The organism is Flammeovirgaceae bacterium SG7u.111, assembly GCA_034044135.1.
Lineage (GTDB): Bacteria > Bacteroidota > Bacteroidia > Cytophagales > Flammeovirgaceae.
This window is the reverse complement of record CP139021.1, coordinates 3,767,488-3,786,410: the sequence shown is the minus strand read 5'-3', so window position 1 is coordinate 3,786,410 and position 18,923 is coordinate 3,767,488. Positions and strand designations below refer to the sequence as shown.

At 39.7% G+C, this 18,923-nt stretch carries 18 protein-coding genes; 15 read left to right on the top strand and 3 right to left on the bottom strand.

All coding sequences use genetic code 11. From position 1 onward, the window contains the following. Window positions 1-29: 29 nt before the first annotated feature. Together R9C00_14715 and R9C00_14710 are read right to left on the bottom strand one after the other, a co-directional pair. Entirely contained in the window at window positions 30-584 is a 555-nt protein-coding gene (locus tag R9C00_14715) for a hypothetical protein (protein ID WPO38711.1), read from the bottom strand. Beyond that, complete coding sequence (locus R9C00_14710; protein ID WPO38710.1) at window positions 584-1,168, bottom strand: hypothetical protein; 585 nt, start codon at window positions 1,166-1,168, stop codon at window positions 584-586. Before R9C00_14710 ends, R9C00_14715 begins: the two co-directional genes overlap by 1 nt. Window positions 1,169-1,368: 200 nt before the next feature. Here R9C00_14710 and R9C00_14705 point away from each other — a divergent pair, with 200 nt between their 5' ends. From R9C00_14705 to R9C00_14670, 8 genes are all read left to right on the top strand, one after another. Further along, window positions 1,369-1,749 (top strand): hypothetical protein, encoded by a 381-nt coding sequence (locus R9C00_14705; protein WPO38709.1) that lies wholly within the window; start codon window positions 1,369-1,371, stop codon window positions 1,747-1,749. After that, window positions 1,746-2,891, top strand: a complete 1,146-nt coding sequence (locus tag R9C00_14700) for a hypothetical protein (protein WPO38708.1) — start codon at window positions 1,746-1,748, stop codon at window positions 2,889-2,891. The genes R9C00_14705 and R9C00_14700 overlap by 4 nt, the downstream gene beginning before the upstream one ends. Window positions 2,892-3,075: 184 nt before the next feature. After that, window positions 3,076-4,452, top strand: coding sequence for a Na(+)-translocating NADH-quinone reductase subunit A (locus tag R9C00_14695; GenBank protein ID WPO38707.1), 1,377 nt, complete (start codon window positions 3,076-3,078; stop codon window positions 4,450-4,452). A gap of 49 nt (window positions 4,453-4,501) precedes the next feature. Further along, window positions 4,502-5,704, top strand: a complete 1,203-nt coding sequence (locus R9C00_14690; GenBank protein WPO38706.1) for an NADH:ubiquinone reductase (Na(+)-transporting) subunit B — start codon at window positions 4,502-4,504, stop codon at window positions 5,702-5,704. Next, entirely contained in the window at window positions 5,691-6,425 is a 735-nt protein-coding gene (gene nqrC / locus R9C00_14685) for an NADH:ubiquinone reductase (Na(+)-transporting) subunit C (GenBank protein ID WPO38705.1), read from the top strand. Before R9C00_14690 ends, nqrC begins: the two co-directional genes overlap by 14 nt. 67 nt (window positions 6,426-6,492) lie before the next feature. Further along, window positions 6,493-7,167 carry an NADH:ubiquinone reductase (Na(+)-transporting) subunit D gene (locus R9C00_14680; GenBank protein WPO38704.1) on the top strand — a complete coding sequence of 225 codons (675 nt, stop codon included), beginning with the start codon at window positions 6,493-6,495 and terminating at the stop codon, window positions 7,165-7,167. 52 nt (window positions 7,168-7,219) lie between these two features. Next, window positions 7,220-7,843: an NADH:ubiquinone reductase (Na(+)-transporting) subunit E gene (gene nqrE / locus R9C00_14675; GenBank protein WPO38703.1), complete on the top strand. Its 624-nt coding sequence runs from the start codon at window positions 7,220-7,222 to the stop codon at window positions 7,841-7,843. Between the two features lie 188 nt (window positions 7,844-8,031). After that, a complete protein-coding gene (locus tag R9C00_14670; GenBank protein WPO38702.1) occupies window positions 8,032-8,649 on the top strand; it encodes a hypothetical protein in 618 nt (205 codons plus the stop codon). A gap of 88 nt (window positions 8,650-8,737) precedes the next feature. On the opposite strand, the gene R9C00_14665 is transcribed toward R9C00_14670, so the two are convergent. Further along, window positions 8,738-8,932 (bottom strand): hypothetical protein, encoded by a 195-nt coding sequence (locus tag R9C00_14665; protein ID WPO38701.1) that lies wholly within the window; start codon window positions 8,930-8,932, stop codon window positions 8,738-8,740. A 723-nt stretch (window positions 8,933-9,655) separates the two neighbouring features. Here R9C00_14665 and R9C00_14660 point away from each other — a divergent pair. The 7 genes from R9C00_14660 to R9C00_14630 all read left to right on the top strand — a co-directional run bounded on the left by R9C00_14660 (window position 9,656) and on the right by R9C00_14630 (window position 18,912). Beyond that, window positions 9,656-11,299, top strand: coding sequence for a L,D-transpeptidase family protein (locus R9C00_14660; GenBank protein WPO38700.1), 1,644 nt, complete (start codon window positions 9,656-9,658; stop codon window positions 11,297-11,299). 163 nt (window positions 11,300-11,462) lie between these two features. Next, a complete protein-coding gene (locus R9C00_14655; GenBank protein ID WPO38699.1) occupies window positions 11,463-12,278 on the top strand; it encodes a universal stress protein in 816 nt (271 codons plus the stop codon). A 37-nt stretch (window positions 12,279-12,315) separates the two neighbouring features. Beyond that, on the top strand, window positions 12,316-13,635 hold the full coding sequence (locus R9C00_14650; GenBank protein WPO38698.1) for a cobyrinate a,c-diamide synthase: 1,320 nt from the start codon (window positions 12,316-12,318) through the stop codon (window positions 13,633-13,635). A 192-nt stretch (window positions 13,636-13,827) separates the two neighbouring features. Continuing rightward, entirely contained in the window at window positions 13,828-15,180 is a 1,353-nt protein-coding gene (purB, locus tag R9C00_14645; GenBank protein WPO38697.1) for an adenylosuccinate lyase, read from the top strand. Between the two features lie 100 nt (window positions 15,181-15,280). Further along, a complete protein-coding gene (locus R9C00_14640) occupies window positions 15,281-15,898 on the top strand; it encodes an OmpH family outer membrane protein (GenBank protein WPO38696.1) in 618 nt (205 codons plus the stop codon). Window positions 15,899-16,016: 118 nt separating this feature from the next. Then, entirely contained in the window at window positions 16,017-16,589 is a 573-nt protein-coding gene (locus R9C00_14635; GenBank protein WPO38695.1) for an AraC family transcriptional regulator, read from the top strand. Between the two features lie 88 nt (window positions 16,590-16,677). Continuing rightward, complete coding sequence (locus R9C00_14630; GenBank protein ID WPO38694.1) at window positions 16,678-18,912, top strand: heavy metal translocating P-type ATPase; 2,235 nt, start codon at window positions 16,678-16,680, stop codon at window positions 18,910-18,912. Window positions 18,913-18,923: the final 11 nt, after the last annotated feature.

The following is an 18,923-nucleotide window of genomic DNA, read 5'->3' as shown; positions in this document are numbered from 1 at the left end:
GGATTTGTGATTTCTGGCAGTTGGTAGAATTATTCCTCCGTTTCCAATTCTGATTTAGACAGCCGCCCAAAAAAGTACGCCGTAGCGCAGTATAGTAGTCCAAAGCCAGTGAGAGGAAGGTATAAATGCCTGTTGTTTCCGTAGATTGTTTCATTGGCTATGGAGAAAGCGGAAATGGCTACAGCACCAAGCAGCAGGGAGATGAAAATGATGAGCGTCTTTTTATTCTGTTGGAGCATGAATAGGTAAAAAAGTCCTAAAAAGACTACTTGGATTCCTCCCCAGAATTTGATTGTCATAAAATTGCTGTAATAGCCGCGGTAGTCGTTGAAGAAATAAAGGAGAAAGAGGAAAAGCGCAATCTGCCCTACACTAAACATGATCTGCCAAGTACAAATACGGAAAGGTCGCTCATTATTGATGGCAGCAAGGTACATCCCAAAAAGAACAGCTTCAGCCGTGATGACGTAGGAAAAGCTTCTTGAATAAACAATCAGGTCTGCATATACAACCACTGCATAAACCAATAGGGCGACTCCTTTTATAGAGGTAAAGTCTTTGTAGATTGAGTTTAGTTTTTGCATTATAAAAAGAGTTTTATTAGTCGGAAGAATAGGTAAAGGATGAATAAGAAGGGAATGAAAAATATCCAAAAGGTTTGCGTGTTCAACTTCGTTTTGTTTTTAGGACGCTTAACTTCAGTTGAAGCTGAATGAGTTAGTGTTCTACTTTCCAATACATCTATTATTTTTTGATAGTCGTTGCCACATACGTCTCTATATTTTATCAATTCATCAAGAGTGATTGATGGGTTAATTTTTTCAACGTCGTCATATACGATGCCATATTCAGGAAGGAAATAGATTTCACCTTCGTCCCCATAAATGAATGCTTGAAAATGTTGGGCGATTTCAATTGCTTTTTCATAGCAAATTGGATTATTAAAAAAAGCAGAAGCTCGCATTGACCCACCTCTCTTAGTTAACCAAAATATAGGTATCCATTTGTTGAGTTGTTCTGAGAATGCTTCTATTAACTCCTGATGCCCAAGTTGATTGTATTGAATATCTTCAATTATTTCAGTACTTTCAATCCATTCTTTTGTAACGATAGATACTTCTTCTTCTAAATCTTCAGAGAAGCGCCCTATGTGAATCTCGTAGCTCATTGGTTAAAAAATGTAGTGTTTTAAATTTGTATCGAAGTATTCCCAGAATCAGCTTTCAGTGATAAATTCTTTTGAGCTAGCTCTACTTTCTGTCAAGTCGCAGAATTTATAAAACTCCAACTGATCTGAATTCTAAATTAGCACAAAGTTCAAATTCTCTTCCTTTTTATTTACTTTTCCACAAACCAAAACCTATCGGCATGATCGCCCGAAAAATAGTAGTTGCTGTGATGGTAGCGGGTTTTCTTGTCCCGTTTATTTTTATGCGTACCTTGTTCCCGTTCTATCGGTTTGGGATGTTTGCCGAGCCGGTGAAAGGGGAAGCGTTTGAAGAGAAGTTTGAAATCACGTATAAGGATGGGGAAGGGGAGTTGCAACTTTTTTATGCACCTGATGTGGGGCTGAACGCCCGTAGTTTCGAGTACCTCAAGCGGAATTATTATTACCGAGGGGAAGGGGAGAAGTTGCTGGAGGTGGTGAGCGGCTTGTACGAGGGCGAGACCAACAACTGGACGCTTGTGCATTTGCGCCAACAAGATTTCCAACCTGCCGATACGCTCGATTCAATTAGTTTGCCATGAGATTTTTTAAGCACAACCAATGGCTATTGCTCATCTTGGGCGCAGCCTTTCTTTTTGACTTGGTATTTTTTTTCCTGATTTATCCAGCCCTGCCCAGCTTGTTCGATGGGTCGGGTTCTGATAGTTTGCTTTCGAAATTGGTGCATGTTGCCTATCCACGGTTCGAAGTGGAGCGGCATCGCTTTCCCGCTGAGTTTTTCATCCAAAAAGCTGAACAGGTCTGTTGGCGGTTCAATTTGTCAGCCCTGCTTTTGGCTTTGTTCTTCTACCTCCCTCAAAAGTTTCCTTCTTTAAAGAAAAAGGCGGGCAAGTGGTGGAATGGGGATACTTCGGTTGCCAATGTCCATTTTTTGAGGATAGTTTTTTTCTTGGCAATGTTGGGGTTTACGTTCGATTGGTACACCTACTTAAATGAATATGGAGCTGCTTCGGCTTTTTACAAACCTGTGTTGCTTTTCAAGCTACTCCATTTGCCCTATCCTTCACCCATATATATAAAGGTATGGTGGGTGGTTTACTGGCTGGCAATTTTGCTTACATTTTTAGATATAAAATCGTGGGTAAGTTCCTCTGTAGCGGCGGGGCTGTTTTTCCTGTTCCACGGATATTTGCAAAGCTTCGAGAAAATCAGTCATGCTTATGCTGCGTTTGGTTACGCTGCTATGCTCATGCCCTTTCTTTTTTTTCAACAAAAGAAAGCTGTAGCAAGTGGGGAGAAGATACAAGAGGGATGGGCATTGAAACTGATCCAGCTTGCCATAGTGTTTGCCTATTTCTTTGCCGGGTTGGAAAAAGTGCTGACTTCGGGAGTTGATTGGCTGGATGGAAGCAGTATTTTACATTATGCCCAATCGCATGGGACTTCTTATGGAGAAAATTCTTTTCTGAACAGCTTGTTAAATCCCCTGATGGCGATGGGTGCGGTTGCCCTCCAACTTACTTTTCCTGTCATCTTGGTCTTTCCCCGCCTTCGGTATTTTTATTTGCCATTTGGGGCTATGTTTCATATCGGGACGGTTTTAACCGTTGGGGTAGGCTCTTTTGTGAACCCATGGGTCTTTTGTTACCTTTTCTTTTTCGATTGGTCTAGGGTAGGCATATTTTGGCTTTTTTGGAGGGAAGAAAAAGGTGCAAAGGGCTGATCTTCAAAGCACAGTGTAAACCATATAAAAAAGTGCTAGAATGTTAGAACACCTAGTATTCACAGGTGGTTTTGAAAAAAAACAATTAATTATTAGTCTAAAGTAGGCTTGAAGTTTTTAATAATATAGTATTTTCATAATTTCGCAGGGCAAAATAAATAACTCAAAGTATTAGGCTAAGAAAATGTCGAAAAGCATCAAACTAAATAAGGGTTTTACGATCAATTTGGCTGGTAAGGCAGAGAAAAAGATTGGGAATGCCGGACAAGCCAAAACTTATGCGATTAAACCAACAGACTTTCCAGCAATGGAAAGACCAAAGGTTTTGTTGAAAGAAGGCGAAAAAGTGAAGGCGGGTACTCCAATCATGGTTGACAAAAAAGTTCCTGATGTTCAGTATGCATCGCCTGTAAGTGGCGAGATAGTGGAGATCAAACGTGGGGACAAGCGCAAGCTTTTGGAAATCATTATCAAAGCTGATGGCGAAATGAGCTACGAAGAATTCCCGAAATACTCGGTTTCTGATATAGCTAATCTAAAACCTGCTGAGATAAAGGATATCATGTTGAAAGGAGGTGTATGGCCAAACATTATTCAGCGTCCGTTCGCTGTAGTTGCCAACCCAGAAGATACCCCTAAAGCAATATTTATCTCTGCTTTCGATTCTAGTCCACTCGCTCCAGATTACGATTTTATCTTCAAAGAGCAGGGAAGGCATTTCGAGCTAGGTGTTGAAATTCTTTCGAAACTGACTTCTGGGCCTGTTCATGTAAATATAGATGGTCAAGCGGAAGTGAGCCAGTTGTTTATCGCTCCTAAAAGCATCACGGTTAATAAATTCAGCGGAAAGCATCCTGTAGGAAACGTAGGTGTTCAAATCCACCACCTTGACCCTATCAATAAAGGAGAGGTGGCTTGGACGATAAACCCATTTGGTGTGATCCAGTTGGGTAAATTATTCGCCGAAGGAGTTTACGATGCTTCAAAGATTATTGCGGTAGCAGGTTCTGAAGTGAAAGCTCCTCAATACTACAAGACTTATACTGGAGCTTGTGTGGAAGGTTTCTTGGAAAATAACTTGAACAGCGACCATGTAAGGGTTATCTCTGGGAATGTGCTTTCAGGAGAAAAAATAGATACAGATGGATACATAGGTTTTTACGATCATTTGTTGAGCGTAATTCCCGAAGGTGATAAGCCAAGGTTTATTTTTGGGGGAGGTTGGTTAAGCCCTATCAAGAATAGATTGAGTATGCACAGGGCTATCGGTCTGCTTTCGTTTATGAACAGCTCTAGCAAAGAATACAAGTTGGATTCGAGCTTGAATGGTGAAGAAAGGGCATTTGTAGTGTCAGGTTCTTTCGAAAAGGTAGTTCCAATGGATATTTTGCCTACGCACCTGATCAAAGCTATAATGGCTGAAGATTATGATGAAATGGAAGCACTAGGTATTTATGAAGTAGCTGAAGAAGATTTGGCTCTTTGCGAATTTGTAGATGTTTCCAAGCACGAAGTCCAAAAGATAGTTCGTCAGGGCATCGAGCTAATGCGTGAAGTATAATCGAAACTATTCAATCAAGAAAATATAGTTTAGTTAATAAAAAATAAACATGAAGTTCCTCGAGGATTTATTAAATAAGCAAAAGCCTATGTTCGAGAAGGGAGGGAAGCTTGAAAAGCTTCACTACTTATTCGAAGCTGGTGAGACTTTTCTTTTTACCCCGCCTACAGTTGCAGGTAAAAAAGGTGCACAAATCAGAGATGCTATCGATTTGAAAAGGTTGATGATCACTGTAGTGGTAGCTTTGGTGCCATGTCTGCTATTTGGTATCTACAATGTAGGTTATCAGCACTATTTGGCTCTTGGTCAGGCTGATGCCTCAGCAGTGGATATGATGACAGTGGGGCTTATCCAAGTTATTCCTATTATCTTAGTTTCCTACACAGCAGGAGGTTTGGTTGAAGTTGCATTTGGTCTTATAAGAAAGCACCCAATTAATGAGGGCTTCTTGGTGACTGGTTTGCTTATTCCATTGATTGTTCCTGCTACTATCCCGCTTTGGCAAGTTGCTTTAGCGGCCATTTTTGCCGTAGTGATCGGTAAGGAAGTATTTGGTGGAACAGGGATGAATATATTGAACGTGGCAATGACTGCTAGAGCATTCTTATACTTTGCCTACCCTACAGAAATCTCTGGTGAAATATGGACTTATTTAGGAGATGCTTCGACCGTTGAAGGTTTTTCAGGAGCTACTTTCCTAGGGTTGGCTGCAACAGCTAGCTCCGAAGGAATACCAGTTGCTCAGGCTGTAACAGAAGCTACGTCGTCTTGGGCTGCCGGAATGTACGACCTCCCAAATCTATTTATGGGTTTTATACCAGGTTCAATTGGTGAAACATCTGTGTTGATGTGCTTGATAGGTGCAGCGGTCTTGGTTCTTACAAGAGTGGCAAGTGGAAGAGTTATATTCAGTGTGTTTGTTGGCGCTTATTTGATGGGCTTGCTTTTCAACCTCATCAGTGCTAATGAATTTATGAAAATTCCTGCCCACTATCACCTAGTGATTGGAGGTTTGGCTTTCGGTGCTGTATTTATGGCAACTGATCCAGTTACTTGTACACAAACAGCAACTGGCAAGTGGATTTATGGTATTATGATCGGTATGCTTACCGTAATTATAAGGGTGTTTAACCCTGCATACCCAGAAGGAATTATGTTGGCAGTTCTACTTATGAACGTCTTCGCTCCACTAATTGATTTTTACGTAATTCAAGCAAACAAAAAAAGGAGGTTACAACGTGCAACAGTCTAACGGATATATCATTGGTTTTTCTGCTATCTTGACGGTAGTATTAGGTGGCCTACTGGCATTTGTAGCTGTATCTTTAAAAGATAGGCAGCAGAGAGAGGTTGAGCTAGAAACTAAAAAGCAAATCCTCAGTGCAGTTATGAAAACTGAAGGAGTGGCTAAAAGTGAGCTTGAGGTTATTTATAACAATAGGATCAAAGCGGTAGCGGTGAATATAGATGGAGAGGAAATTGAGCCAAAAGATAAATTTGGTGATTCTGTAACTCCTGATAAAGTTAATATCAAAAACGAATACAGTAAAGCTTCTGAAGAAAGAACTTTTCCTGTGTTCAAATACATGAGCGAGTCTGACCCAAACAAGGTAGAGGCTTATATTTTGCCAATGTACGGATCAGGGCTTTGGAATGACATCTGGGGATATATCTCAGTACAATCTGACCTAAATACAGTAGCTGGTGTTTCTTTTGACCACGTAGGTGAAACTCCTGGTTTGGGTGCAAGAATCACCACGGCAGAGGTGCAGCAGCGCTACCAAGGAAAAAAGCTTTTTGACGTAAGTGGAGAGCTTAAGTCTGTAATGATGGTGAAAGGTGAAAACCACACAGGTCTTGGCGAACACGAAGTGGATGGCATGTCAGGTGCAACCATTACTGGTAAAGGTGTGAACGACATGGTGACAAACTATATGAGCTATTATACCTCATTCTTTAAGAGCTTGAAGTAAGCTTCTTAATCTTGGTTTTCCCATTTTTAAGATATTAAAATAATTAATCCTAAATCTCGAATCTGAAATGAGTACAGAAGCCCTAGATACGGAAGTAAAGGTTCAAAAACAGTCCGAAGCCTTATTCTCCAAAAGAAGAAGGAAAATTGTATCGGATCCTCTAGATGACGATAACCCCATTACAGTGCAGGTATTGGGTATTTGTTCTGCCTTGGCGGTAACAGCCAAACTAGAGCCTACCTTGGTAATGTCCATCGCTGTAATGTTTGTGGTAGTTTTCTCTAACTTGATCATCTCTGCCATAAGGAACCTTATTCCTCAGCGAATCAGGATCATTGTTCAGTTGGCCATTGTTGCATCATTGGTAGTATTGGTTGACCAAATATTGAAAGCCTATCTTTATGAAGTATCTAAAGTAGTAGGTGTATATGTTGGTCTTATTATAACCAACTGTATAGTAATGGGCCGTTTGGAAGCGTTTGCCATGGCAAATAAACCTTACGATTCGGTACTTGATGGTTTTGGAAGTTCATTTGGTTATGCTTGGGTGATCTTGGCAGTAGCTTTCTTCAGGGAATTGCTAGGTTCTGGGTCATTGTTCGATTTCAAAGTGTTTGAAGCTATTGGAATTGATAACTTCCCAACTAACGGTTTGATGACCTCTCCGGTAGGTGCATTTATCCTTATCGGTATCATTATATGGGTACAGAGATGGAGAAATGGTTATGTTGAGCATAATTAGAATAACCGAAGTAAGAAATAGATAAGATTTACAATCAATAAAACATTAGGTCATGTTAGAGTTATTCAACCTAGGAATAAAATCAATTTTCATCGAGAACATGGTATTTGCCTACTTCTTGGGAATGTGTTCTTACCTTGCCGTTTCTAAGAAAGTATCGACTGCTATGGGGCTTGGTATAGCAGTGATTTTCGTATTGACAATCACAGTGCCTGTAAACTGGTTGATCTACGAATTAATTTTGAAAGAAGGCGCTTTGCGTTGGTTGCCTGGCGTAGGGGAGCAATTTGCAAGAGTTGATTTGAGCTTCCTGCAATACATCATGTTCATTGCAGTTATTGCAGCAATGGTTCAGCTTGTAGAAATGAGTATTGAGAAGTTTTCACCAGCTCTTTATGGTTCTTTGGGTATCTTCTTGCCACTTATCGCTGTAAACTGTGCTATTCTTGGTTCTTCTCTTTTTATGGTACCAAGAGGCTACTCTTTCTCAGAAGCAACTGTTTTTGGATTTTCATCTGGAATAGGATGGTTATTAGCCATTATCGCTCTTGCAGCAATTCGTGAGAAAATGAAATATTCAAATGTACCTGCCCCTTTAAGAGGATTGGGTATAACGTTCATTATTACAGGTCTTATGGGCTTGGCGTTTATGTCGTTTATGGGGATTTCTATCTAAGGAATTGATTACAATATTTTTAAGGAAGGCATCGTGTTTATTGCGATGCCTTTTTTTTATTAATTTATTTGAACCATTTACTTTGAATTGAATTGTAAAATTAGGTACTTGATGGTTGATTAATGTTGCGAGTAGTATCTGAAAAGAGATTTTTCGCCAAGTTTTATTCACTAAGCAGTATTTAATTAATGAGTTACTTCAGTAAATTAGTTAAGCAATTGTTTCCAGAGCCGGAGGTAGCAACTTCGAAAGAGCCTTTGGTATCTGAAGCGCTCATCAGGAGTATGAACGAAAAAGGTAGGTACTTTAAATGGCTCAACCAATCTACCTATAAGTCTGTTCTTTATGAAATTTATGAGAACTATCAGTTGAAGAAGCAACAGCTCACCAAAAACTGGTGGGTGCATGTACTTTCATCAAAATATGCCAATGGGTTTGCCATAACGTTCAACCAACTTTATACTACCCACGATTTCCAACACTTGTTCGATTATTTTAAAGATCAAGTATTAAACATCGGGTACAGGTTGTGTGTGTCGGACAGAAAAATCTACGACCGCCCAAATTATGTGGAAACTGTAGAAAAATACTATTTGAAGCCACCTGCCAGAAAGAGCTACGAATCCTCGGGCTTGCTAGATCAAGTGTATGGGAATATTATTATTGAACATGTGCTTATTGACGATAAGCCAAGTTATATCCGTTTTATGGCCAATATCTATTCTGATAGGCTTTACACAAAAGCCTTGGATTTTGAAGAGCTTATGAAAGTTATTTTTCTAAAGGAAAAAGGGGGAGGCAAATAAGGAAATATATCGTCACAAACAAAGACAAGCGCACTTTCTAGAAAGTGCGCTTGTCTTTGTTAAAAACTTGATTTTATTAGGCTTAAATCTAGTCTATTTTTACTTTTTTGAGGAAGTTATATACTTCTTTGGGTACCGAGCCCATGGATGCAAGCATTTCACGAACAAGCCCTAATTTTCTTTCCTTCACTACTTCACGGATATCTTTTTCAAGTTTGTCAACATTTACGTCATCCATGCTGATTCCTTTATATTTTTCCGCAACTCTTTTCTCTGGATCCATAGTTTAATCTTTTAACAGTGTTAAAGTAACCCCTTTTGCTTATAAATAAAAGCTGCGTCGATAAAGTCTAGATAAATTATCTTGCGCAAGTTTGTTCTTGATATTTTTGTTAGTAGAATATTAGTATTAGAGTTAGTTTTTCTGTCTTTCATGGAATTTTAAAAATGGTATATTTATTTAACTTTTTATCTCCTGTTTATTTTGGAAAAAGTAGATAAAATTCCTGAAAAAAAGCTGAGTTACGTTTTTTTGTGTTAGCCAAAAGGTTGCTAACCAAATAGAGTGGTAGATTTGATTGGCGAATTGCTTAAAAACAAAAAAAGTCAATTGCCATTTTGCTTAAGTTACATTAAACTGTCAATTAAGACTAGTTTTTAAAACCACTTAAGAGAGTTGATGATTGTATTTTTGACTCTCAATTGTAATTATAACAAAATAACTCAATTCAGGAGTAGATAGTTGTGAAAAGTTTTATTCTCAAACCATATCTACATATCTATTCCTTTTAAACTATTATGCTAGACTTACTCAATAGTGCAAAGTTAATATCTTTATTTTGATTATTCATAATTTCTTAACCTGTTGAATTTTAAAATTACTATTTTCCCATACCTTCAGAACACTATTAAAAGCAAGCTTTTTAAGTAGTTTAGTGTTTGATTATCAGTGAAATATTTAAATAAATATAAGAAGAATGCTTTTGTGAAAAGCTGTATAAAATTTATGAAACGATTAATTTTCTTTATCTTGTTTTTTAGTATTTCCATTCTTCCAAATATACATGCACAAGATCGAATGTTGGGACAGGATGAGTTAGTTGCTCAGATGAAAAGTGTGTTGAAAGCATATGAAAAAAGTGATTCTATTGCCGTAGCAGGGACTCACTTGTTTTCCAAAAAAGTAATTCCCGCTTTTTATGCTTTTAGAGAATATGTCCCGGCATGGACGGACCCAAATACAGTTGCCCAAGCAATTGCTTCTATCAAAGGTGCATATAAGGAAGGGCTCAATCCTGAGGACTATCATCTTTCAAAAATACTGAAGTACAGGTCAAGGCAAAACAATACGGCAAAAGACGCTGTGTTTTTGGATATTTTGTTAACTGATGGGGTATTGTTGTACGCTAGCCATCTTTACAATGGTAAGGTTGACCCTGTATCGTTAGATTCTGATTGGAACTTGGAAAAGAAACGCTTTGGGGCAGATACCCTTAACAGGTTGGACGATGTGATTGCAAAAGGGGGTATTACGGAAAAATTAGATGGTCTTAAACCACAAACACCAGTTTATACAAATCTAAAAAAGCAGTTGGAACACTATAGGGTGATTGTAGATAAAGGTGGTTGGCAACAGATAGAAGATGGAGAGACCTTGAAGCCGGGCATGGACGATAAACGAGTTCCAGCAGTGCGAAGAAGGCTTTTTGTGGAAGGGTTTGTACTTGATACGCTCATGGAAAGCGATGTGCCCACTACTTACTTCGATAAGAAGTTAGCCCAAGGAGTAGTGAAGTTCCAGCAAGTGTACGGACTAGATCTGGACAGCGCCGTAGGTAAAGGAACTTTGGCTTCGTTGAATGTTACTGCCATACAGCGTGTCAATCAGATTAGGGTGAATTTGGAGAGGGCAAGGTGGGTGACAGGTAACTTGGGCAATGATTTTCTGTTGGTAAATATCGCAGGTTTTGAGCTTTTTCTTACCAAAGATAACAAAGAGGTTTGGCGAACAGAAGTAATGGTAGGAAAGCCATACCATAAAACGCCTGTTTTTAGAGGTAAAATGAGCTATTTGGTTTTGAACCCTACTTGGACGATTCCTTCGGGTATTTTGGCGAATGAAACTATTCCCAAAATGAGGAAAGATCCTGGCTATTTAGCTAAAAACAATATGGTGTTGATGGACAATTCGGGCAAAAAATATCCGCAGTCGGTGCTTACGCCTAGCCAATTGCAAAAAAACTACTTGCCTTACCAAGTAGTTCAAACTCCAGGTCCGCATAATGCTTTGGGTAGGGTCAAATTCATATTTCCCAACTCACATTCGGTCTACCTTCATGATACTCCAAGTAAGAGCCTGTTTTCTAGGGCATCAAGAGCTTTTAGCCATGGATGTATAAGAGTAAAAGATCCGCTTATGTTGGCAAAACATTTATTGGCAGATGATGCAAAATGGTCGGAAGAAGAGATTAATAAAGTGATAGCGAAAGGTGACCTGACAAATGTACGCCTTCCCAAACCTCTCGACGTGCTTTTGCTCTACTGGACAGCAGGGGTGGAAAGCAACGGGCAAGTGTATTTTAAAGAGGATGTGTATGATAGAGATCAGTTTATCTTAGATCTACTAGATGAAAAAAGATTGGTTTTGTAAGAAGCTGTTTGGGAATAACCTTTAGTATGGCAAAAGATTTAGGGTTTAAAAATGATTTTTTGCGATACCCAACCGAGTACCAACTTTAATTGTTTTGGAAGTAGGTGTTCCTTATATTGAAGTAAGTAAACGTAACTCCATTTTTTACCTTAACTCTACAACCATGAGAATCATATGCCCTATAGATCTCGGTGAAGCGTCGTTGAATGCTATCAACTTTGCTGCGAATATCATCCAAAAAACCAATGGTTTCTTAACCTTGCTCCATTTAGAACCTGGTTTGCCAGCTATGGAAACCGAAGATTTTGCTACAGATGAAATGCTTCAAACCAAAGCGGCAGCCATTGCTCAAATTGAAAATATTTGTGAGGAGACAGAAAAATCTTTTGGTATAAGCTGTGATGCTTTGGTGAGGAAAGCCGAGATGGATGATATTGTAAAAATTGCTACTAAAAAAGAGTACGACCTGCTGGTGATGGGGACAGATGGTACTTCTGGCCTAGGGGACTATCTGTTTGGAAGCAACACAAGCAACATTATGGAAGATTGTGATATCCCAATTCTTTCTGTTCCTTCAGATTATTATGATACTGTCCAGAAGCATATTGTATTTGCAAGTGAGCATAAGAAAGGTGAAAAGGCTAGCATAATGCAATTGGTAGGATATGCCCAGCATGTAGGAGCAAGGGTGACCGTTTTACATGTAGCCCACGGTTCTATTGTTGAAGACGTGAACTTGATTAAAGATTTCCGAGCAAGTATTTCCAAGCAATTTGGGACTTCGGTGGATGTGAAGTTTAAGCAAGTAAAAGGTTCAGGAGTAGAGGAAGCGCTGAAGGAATATATTAGAAAGAAAGATGTAGATTTGCTGGCGATGCTTACGTATCACCATAACTTTTTTTATAACCTTTTCCACGAAAGCCTAAGTAAAAAAATGACCCTTTTGGCTCAGTTGCCAATCATGGTTTTCCATCAATAATTAGTTGGAAAAGGCAAACCTGATTTGAACTAAACACATGACAAAACCTGCTTTTTTGGTGGCTGCGCCATCAAGTAACTCTGGTAAAACTACTTTTACCCTAGGCTTGCTCCGCCTTCTAAAAAATAAAGGGCTGGAAGTTCAGCCGTTCAAATGTGGCCCTGATTATTTGGATACTATCCATCATTCAAGGGCAGCCAGGCGAACAAGCATCAACCTCGATGGTTACATGTCGAGCAAGAAACACTTGGAGCATTTGCTGGGCAAGTATAGTTCCTCTGCCGATGTTGCCATAGCCGAAGGCGTGATGGGCTTGTTCGATGGAGCTGAGCGCATGAACGGTAGCAGTGCCGAGATTTCATTATGGTTAGGGCTGCCGGTAGTACTGGTGATGGATGCCAGAGCCATGGCTTATTCTGCTGCGCCTATTATCTATGGTTTCAAAAACTTTCATCCCGATCTCAATTTGGTAGGGGTGGTCTTCAATTTTGTAAAGTCTGAAAGTCATTACAATTTTTTGAAAGCTGCTTGCGAAGATGTAGGCGTAGAGGCTCTTGGCTATGTTCCTCCAAACTCAGAACTAAATATCCCTTCGCGTCATTTGGGCTTGGATACCCAAAGAAAGGCTGAATATGAATCTCTTTTTGAAAAAGCCGCTGCCCATATCGAAAAAACGGTGGATATCGACCGCTTGCTTGCCGTTACACAGGTCGAGCTACCAACGCCTGAAGTAACGTTAGTTAAAAGAGATAAAAAGTCCTCTTTTAGAATTGTCATCGCTCAGGATGCAGCCTTTTATTTCTTTTACAAAGAAAACCTAGATGCTTTTGAAGAGCTTGGGGAAGTCACTTTTTTCAGTCCTTTAAAAGACGAAAAGCTTCCTGCTGCCGATTTGGTGTACTTGGCGGGGGGCTACCCAGAGCTGTATGTAAAAGAGTTGGCTGCAAATAAAACGATGTTGGCTTCGGTTCGTGCCTTTTGTGAGAATGGAGGAAAGCTTTTGGCAGAATGCGGAGGGCTTATGTATATGGGAAAAGAAATAGAAGATGGGGAAGGAGAGAAGCATGAAATGGCGGATGTTTTTGGGTTTAGCACTTCCATGAAAAAACCTAAGCTTCATTTGGGTTATAGGGAATTTAAAGTGGGAGATTTGGAAATAAAAGGGCATGAATTCCATTATTCAGCTCTTGAAAATGGCAACAAGGAAGAGTTGATTGGGTCGGTTAAAAATGCGAGAGGCTCTGAGGTAGAAAACTCATTCTACAGAAAAATAAATGCGATTGCGACCTATCAGCACAGCTATTGGGGTGAGCAACGGAATTTTATAGAGAGGCTTTTTGGGGTGGAGGACGAATAGAAACGCTTTTTTATCGATTAACATGATTTTAAACAAACTCTAGTCTCAAATATTCAATGAGTCTTCGTATTTTTGTGGAAAATTAGAGTCTGGCAACCCCAGACTTTTTTATTTTTTACCCAAAGCTCGCCTTTGACTTTAGGAAATTGCCGAGGGCTTTTAAATCAAAATTTCAGTTTGAACAAAAAAGAAATGGAACTCAACGCGCTTACCGCTATCTCTCCAATTGATGGACGTTACCAGAACAAAACCAATGAGCTAGGAGCTTATTTTTCAGAATTTGCCCTTATTCGTTACAGAGTATTGGTCGAAATCGAATATTTTATTGCGCTTTGCGAAGTTCCACTTCCACAGCTCCAGCACATCGATAAGTCGGTTTACCATCCCCTAAGGGCTATTTATGAAAACTTTACCTTGGAAGATGCTGAAAAAGTGAAGGCGCACGAAAAAGTGACCAACCACGATGTGAAATCGGTTGAATATTTCATCAAAGAAAAGTTTGAGGAGCTAGATATCCCAGGTTATTCAGAGTTTATCCACTTTGGCCTAACATCTCAAGATATCAATAATACATCGGTGCCTTTGAGCATGAAAAAGGCTTCTGAAGATGTGATAAATCCTGCGTTGGCAGAATTAGTAAAAACCTTGTCAGGCTTGGCTTCCGACTGGAAAAATATTTCGATGTTGGCGTATACGCACGGGCAGCCTGCTTCGCCTACTAGGCTAGGAAAAGAAATAGGGGTATTTGTTTATCGCCTAGAAGAGCAATTGAAAACCTTGGCGGAAATTCCTTACCCAGGCAAGTTTGGTGGCGCTACAGGTAACTTCAATGCTCATTTTGTGGCTTACCCAGAAGTAAACTGGGAAGAATTTGGCAATGCTTTTTTGAAAGATAGCTTAGGGCTAAAGCGCTCAAGGCTTACCACCCAAATTGAAAACTACGACTATCTAGCAGCAAGGTTCGATAACTTGAAACGTATCTCTACCATTCTAATCGACCTTAGCAGGGATGTGTGGCAATATGTTGCCATGAGGTATTTCAAACAGAAAATTAACAAAAACGAAGTGGGTTCTTCGGCTATGCCCCATAAAGTAAACCCAATCGACTTTGAAAATGCAGAAGGGAATTTGGGACTTGCCATCGCTATTTTCGAGCACCTTTCGGCGAAGCTTCCTATCTCTAGGCTTCAACGAGATTTGACAGATTCAACCGTTTTGAGGAACATTGGCTCTCCGTATGCACATTTACTCATCGCCATCAAGTCTTTGCAAAAAGGGCTGGGCAAGTTACAAATAAACGAGGCACAGTTTGCCCATGACCTAGAAGAAAACTGGGCGGTAGTTGCAGAGGCTATCCAGACTATTTTGAGAAGGGAAGGATATCCTAAACCTTATGAGGCCTTGAAAAACTTGACGAGGAAAAACGAGAAAATGACGGAGAAAACCATACATGAGTTCATTGAGACCCTAAATGTTTCGGAAGAAATAAAGGCTGAACTCAAAAAGGTGAGCCCATTTAACTATACAGGTATCAACCTCCTTTAAAGAATAGAGGAAAATATATTAGATTTGCATATTGTACTACATCATTAGTACAACTTATGTTGTTCACATTTTATCATATTGAAAATAAAAGAAAACTAAAGTGAAAAATTTACCAATTATACTTAGTGCAATTGTATTGCTAGCAATTATCCCTCTTTATGTTACAGTATTTGGTGGGAAAAGTGAAGGAGAAGCAGCATCGGCAGGAAGTGTTGACACACCTGCTGGAAGTGTGAAAATTGCTTATATCAACAACGACAGCCTTGTTACTTACTATAAGTTTTATGAGGATGCTTCTGAAAAACTGAACGTTAACCGTGATAAAATCAGAAAGCAGTTGGAAACAAGAGGTACTAAACTTCAATACGAAGTTAGAAACGTTGAGCAAAGAGCGCAAGCGGGTCTAATGTCTCGTAACGATATTGCTGCTGCTGAGCAAGACCTCATGAAAAAACAGCAAGATTTGCAGCAGTACCAACAAACTGTTTCTGCTGGTTTGATGGCTGAAGAGCAAAAGTTGAACGAGGAGATTTTTGAGAATATAAACTCTTATCTTGACAGCATGAACATGGACTCAAAGTACGACCTGATCATCAACTACGTACCGGGTACAGTGTTCTGGAGAGCTGAGAATAACGTAATTGATATCACTCAACAAGTGATTGATGGCTTGAACGCTAAATACGAAGCTGAGAAGGCTGCTGAGCCAGCTGAGTAGGTTAGTTGAACAAATTATAGTTGCAAAGAGATATCTATCACGATAGGTATCTCTTTTTTTTGCCAGAGAGTTAAAGTTTTTGTCATTTTTGTTTCGAATTTTTAGCGTAAATAAAAGGATGATGAGCAAGAATATACTTTACATTAAAAACATGGTTTGCCCTCGGTGTGTATTGGCAGTGGAGGGTGTTTTGAAAGAAATGCAGGTGCCTTATTTTAAGGTGGAACTGGGGCGAGTGCAGCTGGATTCGACATTGAACGACCAGCAAAAAAATGTATTTGAAGAGAAATTAGAGGCTTTTGGGTTTGAATTACTCGAGCCGGGCAAATCTACTCTTATTTCTAAAATAAAAACGCTCATCATTAAGCAAGTCCATCACAAAGAAAAGGCGTTGACCGAAAATTTCTCCACTTTTTTAGCAGAGCAGCTTCATCATGAATATTCGTATATGAGCAGACTTTTTTCTTCAGTTGAAGGAGTTACTATCGAAAAATTCATTGCAGCACAGAAGATAGAAAAAGTGAAAGAATTGCTTTTTTACAATGAGCTGACCCTTTCCGAAATCGCATTTCAGATGGACTATAGCAGTGTGGCCTATCTTTCAACCCAATTTAAAAAGGAAACAGGTATGACTCCCACTGCATTTAAAAAGATGCATAAGCCTGGACACCGGAACTTGGATAGTATTTGATCAAAATATCATAAAACATACGCAAAATACTGTAACACTAATTTCTGGGCTATCCCCCTACTTTGTACCATAGCTAAAAAAGAAAGTTATGGATGCCTTAGTTTCAGATAATAAAAAAATCAAGATAGAACAATTTCCCGTAACAGGGATGTCTTGTGCGGTGTGCGCTAGCAGCGTTGAGTCTATTTTGTCTAGTACGGAAGGTGTATTGAAGGCGAGCGTGAATTTTGCTTCCAGTTCGGTTTTGGTAGAGTATGAAGAGACTACATCCAAAGAAGGTTTACAAAATGCGTTGAGAGAAATTGGGTATGACCTCATAATTGAGACCGAAGATCCAGTAAGAACGCAGGAAGCGTTGCAACGAAAACAGTATGAAAGTGTAAAAAAGAGAACCCTTTGGGCGGCTCTTTTCACCTTGCCCGTATTTGTTTTGGGTATGTTCTTTATGGATTGGGAGACAGGCAAATGGGTTTCCATGGGACTTTCTGTTCCGGTACTGTTTTACTTTGGAAAGAGTTTTTTTACCAATGCGCTTAACCAAGCAAAACATGGGAAGGCAAATATGGACACATTGGTTGCGCTGAGTACGAGTATTGCTTTTCTTTTCAGCGTTTTCAACACATTATTTCCTGATTTTTGGTTTGCCAAGGGGATTGAGCCACATGTGTACTATGAAGCTGCTACGGTGATTATTACCTTTATTTCTTTTGGGAAATTATTGGAAGAAAAAGCAAAGTCCAGCACATCATCTGCGCTTAAGAAACTGATGGGGCTTCAAGTCAAAACGGTGAAGGTAATTCTTGATGGCAAAGAACAAGAAATGCCAATTTTAGCTGTGCAAAAAGGGTTTACACTTATGGTGAGACCTGGGGAGAAGATCCCTGTGGATGGTACTGTCGCTTCGGGAAGTTCGTATGTAGATGAAAGCATGATCACTGGCGAGCCAGTGCCAGTGGCAAAAGTGAAAGGAGAAAAAGTTTTTGCAGGAACAGTAAATCAAAAAGGAGGTTTTCAGTTCATTGCCGAAAAAATAGGGGAGGAAACCTTACTTTCTCAAATCATAAAAATGGTGCAGCAAGCCCAAGGAAGTAAAGCGCCAGTTCAGAAAATGGTTGATAAAATTGCGGGAGTTTTCGTGCCCATAGTCATGAGTGTTTCCTTGCTTACGTTTGTTATTTGGATGTTGGTTGGAGGTGAAAATGCTTTTTCCCATGCCCTCTTGACCTCTGTTACGGTGCTAGTTATAGCTTGCCCTTGTGCATTGGGTTTAGCAACTCCCACGGCAATTATGGTTGGCATAGGCAAAGGGGCTGAAAATCATATCCTTATCAAAGATGCTATCAGTTTGGAATTGGGGCATAAGGTCAGTGCGGTTGTGCTTGACAAAACTGGGACGATTACAGAGGGAAAGCCGATGCTTACAGATATGGTTTGGGAAGGTAAAAATAACTACCGACATGCCGGATTGCTGCTTTCATTGGAATCACAATCGGAACACCCTTTGGCAGGGGCTGTGGTTCAGAAATTGGAACGAGATGGGGTTCAGCCCATAGCACTTGACTATTTTGAAAGTATCACAGGGAAAGGTGTAAAAGGAAATAACTTAGCGGGGGAGAGTTTCTTTGTGGGGAATTTAGCACTTATTCATGAGTATAAAATCACTGTAAGCTCTGACCTTCAATCACAGGCAAGTGAATGGCAGGAACAAGCGAAAACAGTGGTGTATTTTGCCAATAAAACAAACGTGATGACCATTATAGCTATTGCCGATAAAATTAAAGCAACTTCTAAACCTGCCATTGAAAAGCTCAAAAAGAAAGGGATAAAAGTGTATATGCTTACTGGGGATAACTGCAAAACCGCAAAAGTAGTATCGGAACAAGTAGGGCTCACAGCGTACAAAGGAGAGGTGTTGCCTGCCGACAAAGCAGCTTTTGTTGAAGAGCTCCAACGAAAAGGGGAAACAGTGGCAATGGTGGGTGATGGTATTAACGACTCTCAAGCCCTAGCCCAAGCAGATGTGAGCATAGCAATGGGGCATGGAACAGATATAGCGATGGATGTGGCAAAAATGACTTTGATTACTTCTGACCTAGCATCGATCCCTAAAGCATTTCATCTTTCCACCAAAACGGTACAGAGTATCCATCAAAACCTATTTTGGGCATTTATCTATAATGTAATCGGAATTCCCATAGCTGCAGGAGTGTTATATTCTTTTAACGGTTTTTTACTAAACCCGATGGTTGCAGGAGCGGCTATGGCGCTTAGTTCTGTTTCGGTAGTGCTCAATAGTTTAAGGTTGAAATCAATAAAATTGTAAGAACAAATCAA

What these genes read in the sequence shown, in the direction of transcription:
- R9C00_14715 (WPO38711.1), bottom strand. Translation starts at nt 584, where the DNA reads ATGCAAAAACTAAACTCAATCTACAAAGACTTTACCTCTATAAAAGGA.
- R9C00_14705 (WPO38709.1), top strand. Translation starts at nt 1,369, where the DNA reads ATGATCGCCCGAAAAATAGTAGTTGCTGTGATGGTAGCGGGTTTTCTT.
- R9C00_14655 (WPO38699.1), top strand. Translation starts at nt 11,463, where the DNA reads ATGAGAATCATATGCCCTATAGATCTCGGTGAAGCGTCGTTGAATGCT.
- R9C00_14670 (WPO38702.1), top strand. Translation starts at nt 8,032, where the DNA reads ATGAGTTACTTCAGTAAATTAGTTAAGCAATTGTTTCCAGAGCCGGAG.
- R9C00_14635 (WPO38695.1), top strand. Translation starts at nt 16,017, where the DNA reads ATGATGAGCAAGAATATACTTTACATTAAAAACATGGTTTGCCCTCGG.
- R9C00_14690 (WPO38706.1), top strand. Translation starts at nt 4,502, where the DNA reads ATGAAGTTCCTCGAGGATTTATTAAATAAGCAAAAGCCTATGTTCGAG.
- nqrE (WPO38703.1), top strand. Translation starts at nt 7,220, where the DNA reads ATGTTAGAGTTATTCAACCTAGGAATAAAATCAATTTTCATCGAGAAC.
- R9C00_14680 (WPO38704.1), top strand. Translation starts at nt 6,493, where the DNA reads ATGAGTACAGAAGCCCTAGATACGGAAGTAAAGGTTCAAAAACAGTCC.
- R9C00_14695 (WPO38707.1), top strand. Translation starts at nt 3,076, where the DNA reads ATGTCGAAAAGCATCAAACTAAATAAGGGTTTTACGATCAATTTGGCT.
- R9C00_14710 (WPO38710.1), bottom strand. Translation starts at nt 1,168, where the DNA reads ATGAGCTACGAGATTCACATAGGGCGCTTCTCTGAAGATTTAGAAGAA.
- R9C00_14660 (WPO38700.1), top strand. Translation starts at nt 9,656, where the DNA reads ATGAAACGATTAATTTTCTTTATCTTGTTTTTTAGTATTTCCATTCTT.
- purB (WPO38697.1), top strand. Translation starts at nt 13,828, where the DNA reads ATGGAACTCAACGCGCTTACCGCTATCTCTCCAATTGATGGACGTTAC.
- R9C00_14630 (WPO38694.1), top strand. Translation starts at nt 16,678, where the DNA reads ATGGATGCCTTAGTTTCAGATAATAAAAAAATCAAGATAGAACAATTT.
- R9C00_14650 (WPO38698.1), top strand. Translation starts at nt 12,316, where the DNA reads ATGACAAAACCTGCTTTTTTGGTGGCTGCGCCATCAAGTAACTCTGGT.
- R9C00_14700 (WPO38708.1), top strand. Translation starts at nt 1,746, where the DNA reads ATGAGATTTTTTAAGCACAACCAATGGCTATTGCTCATCTTGGGCGCA.
- R9C00_14665 (WPO38701.1), bottom strand. Translation starts at nt 8,932, where the DNA reads ATGGATCCAGAGAAAAGAGTTGCGGAAAAATATAAAGGAATCAGCATG.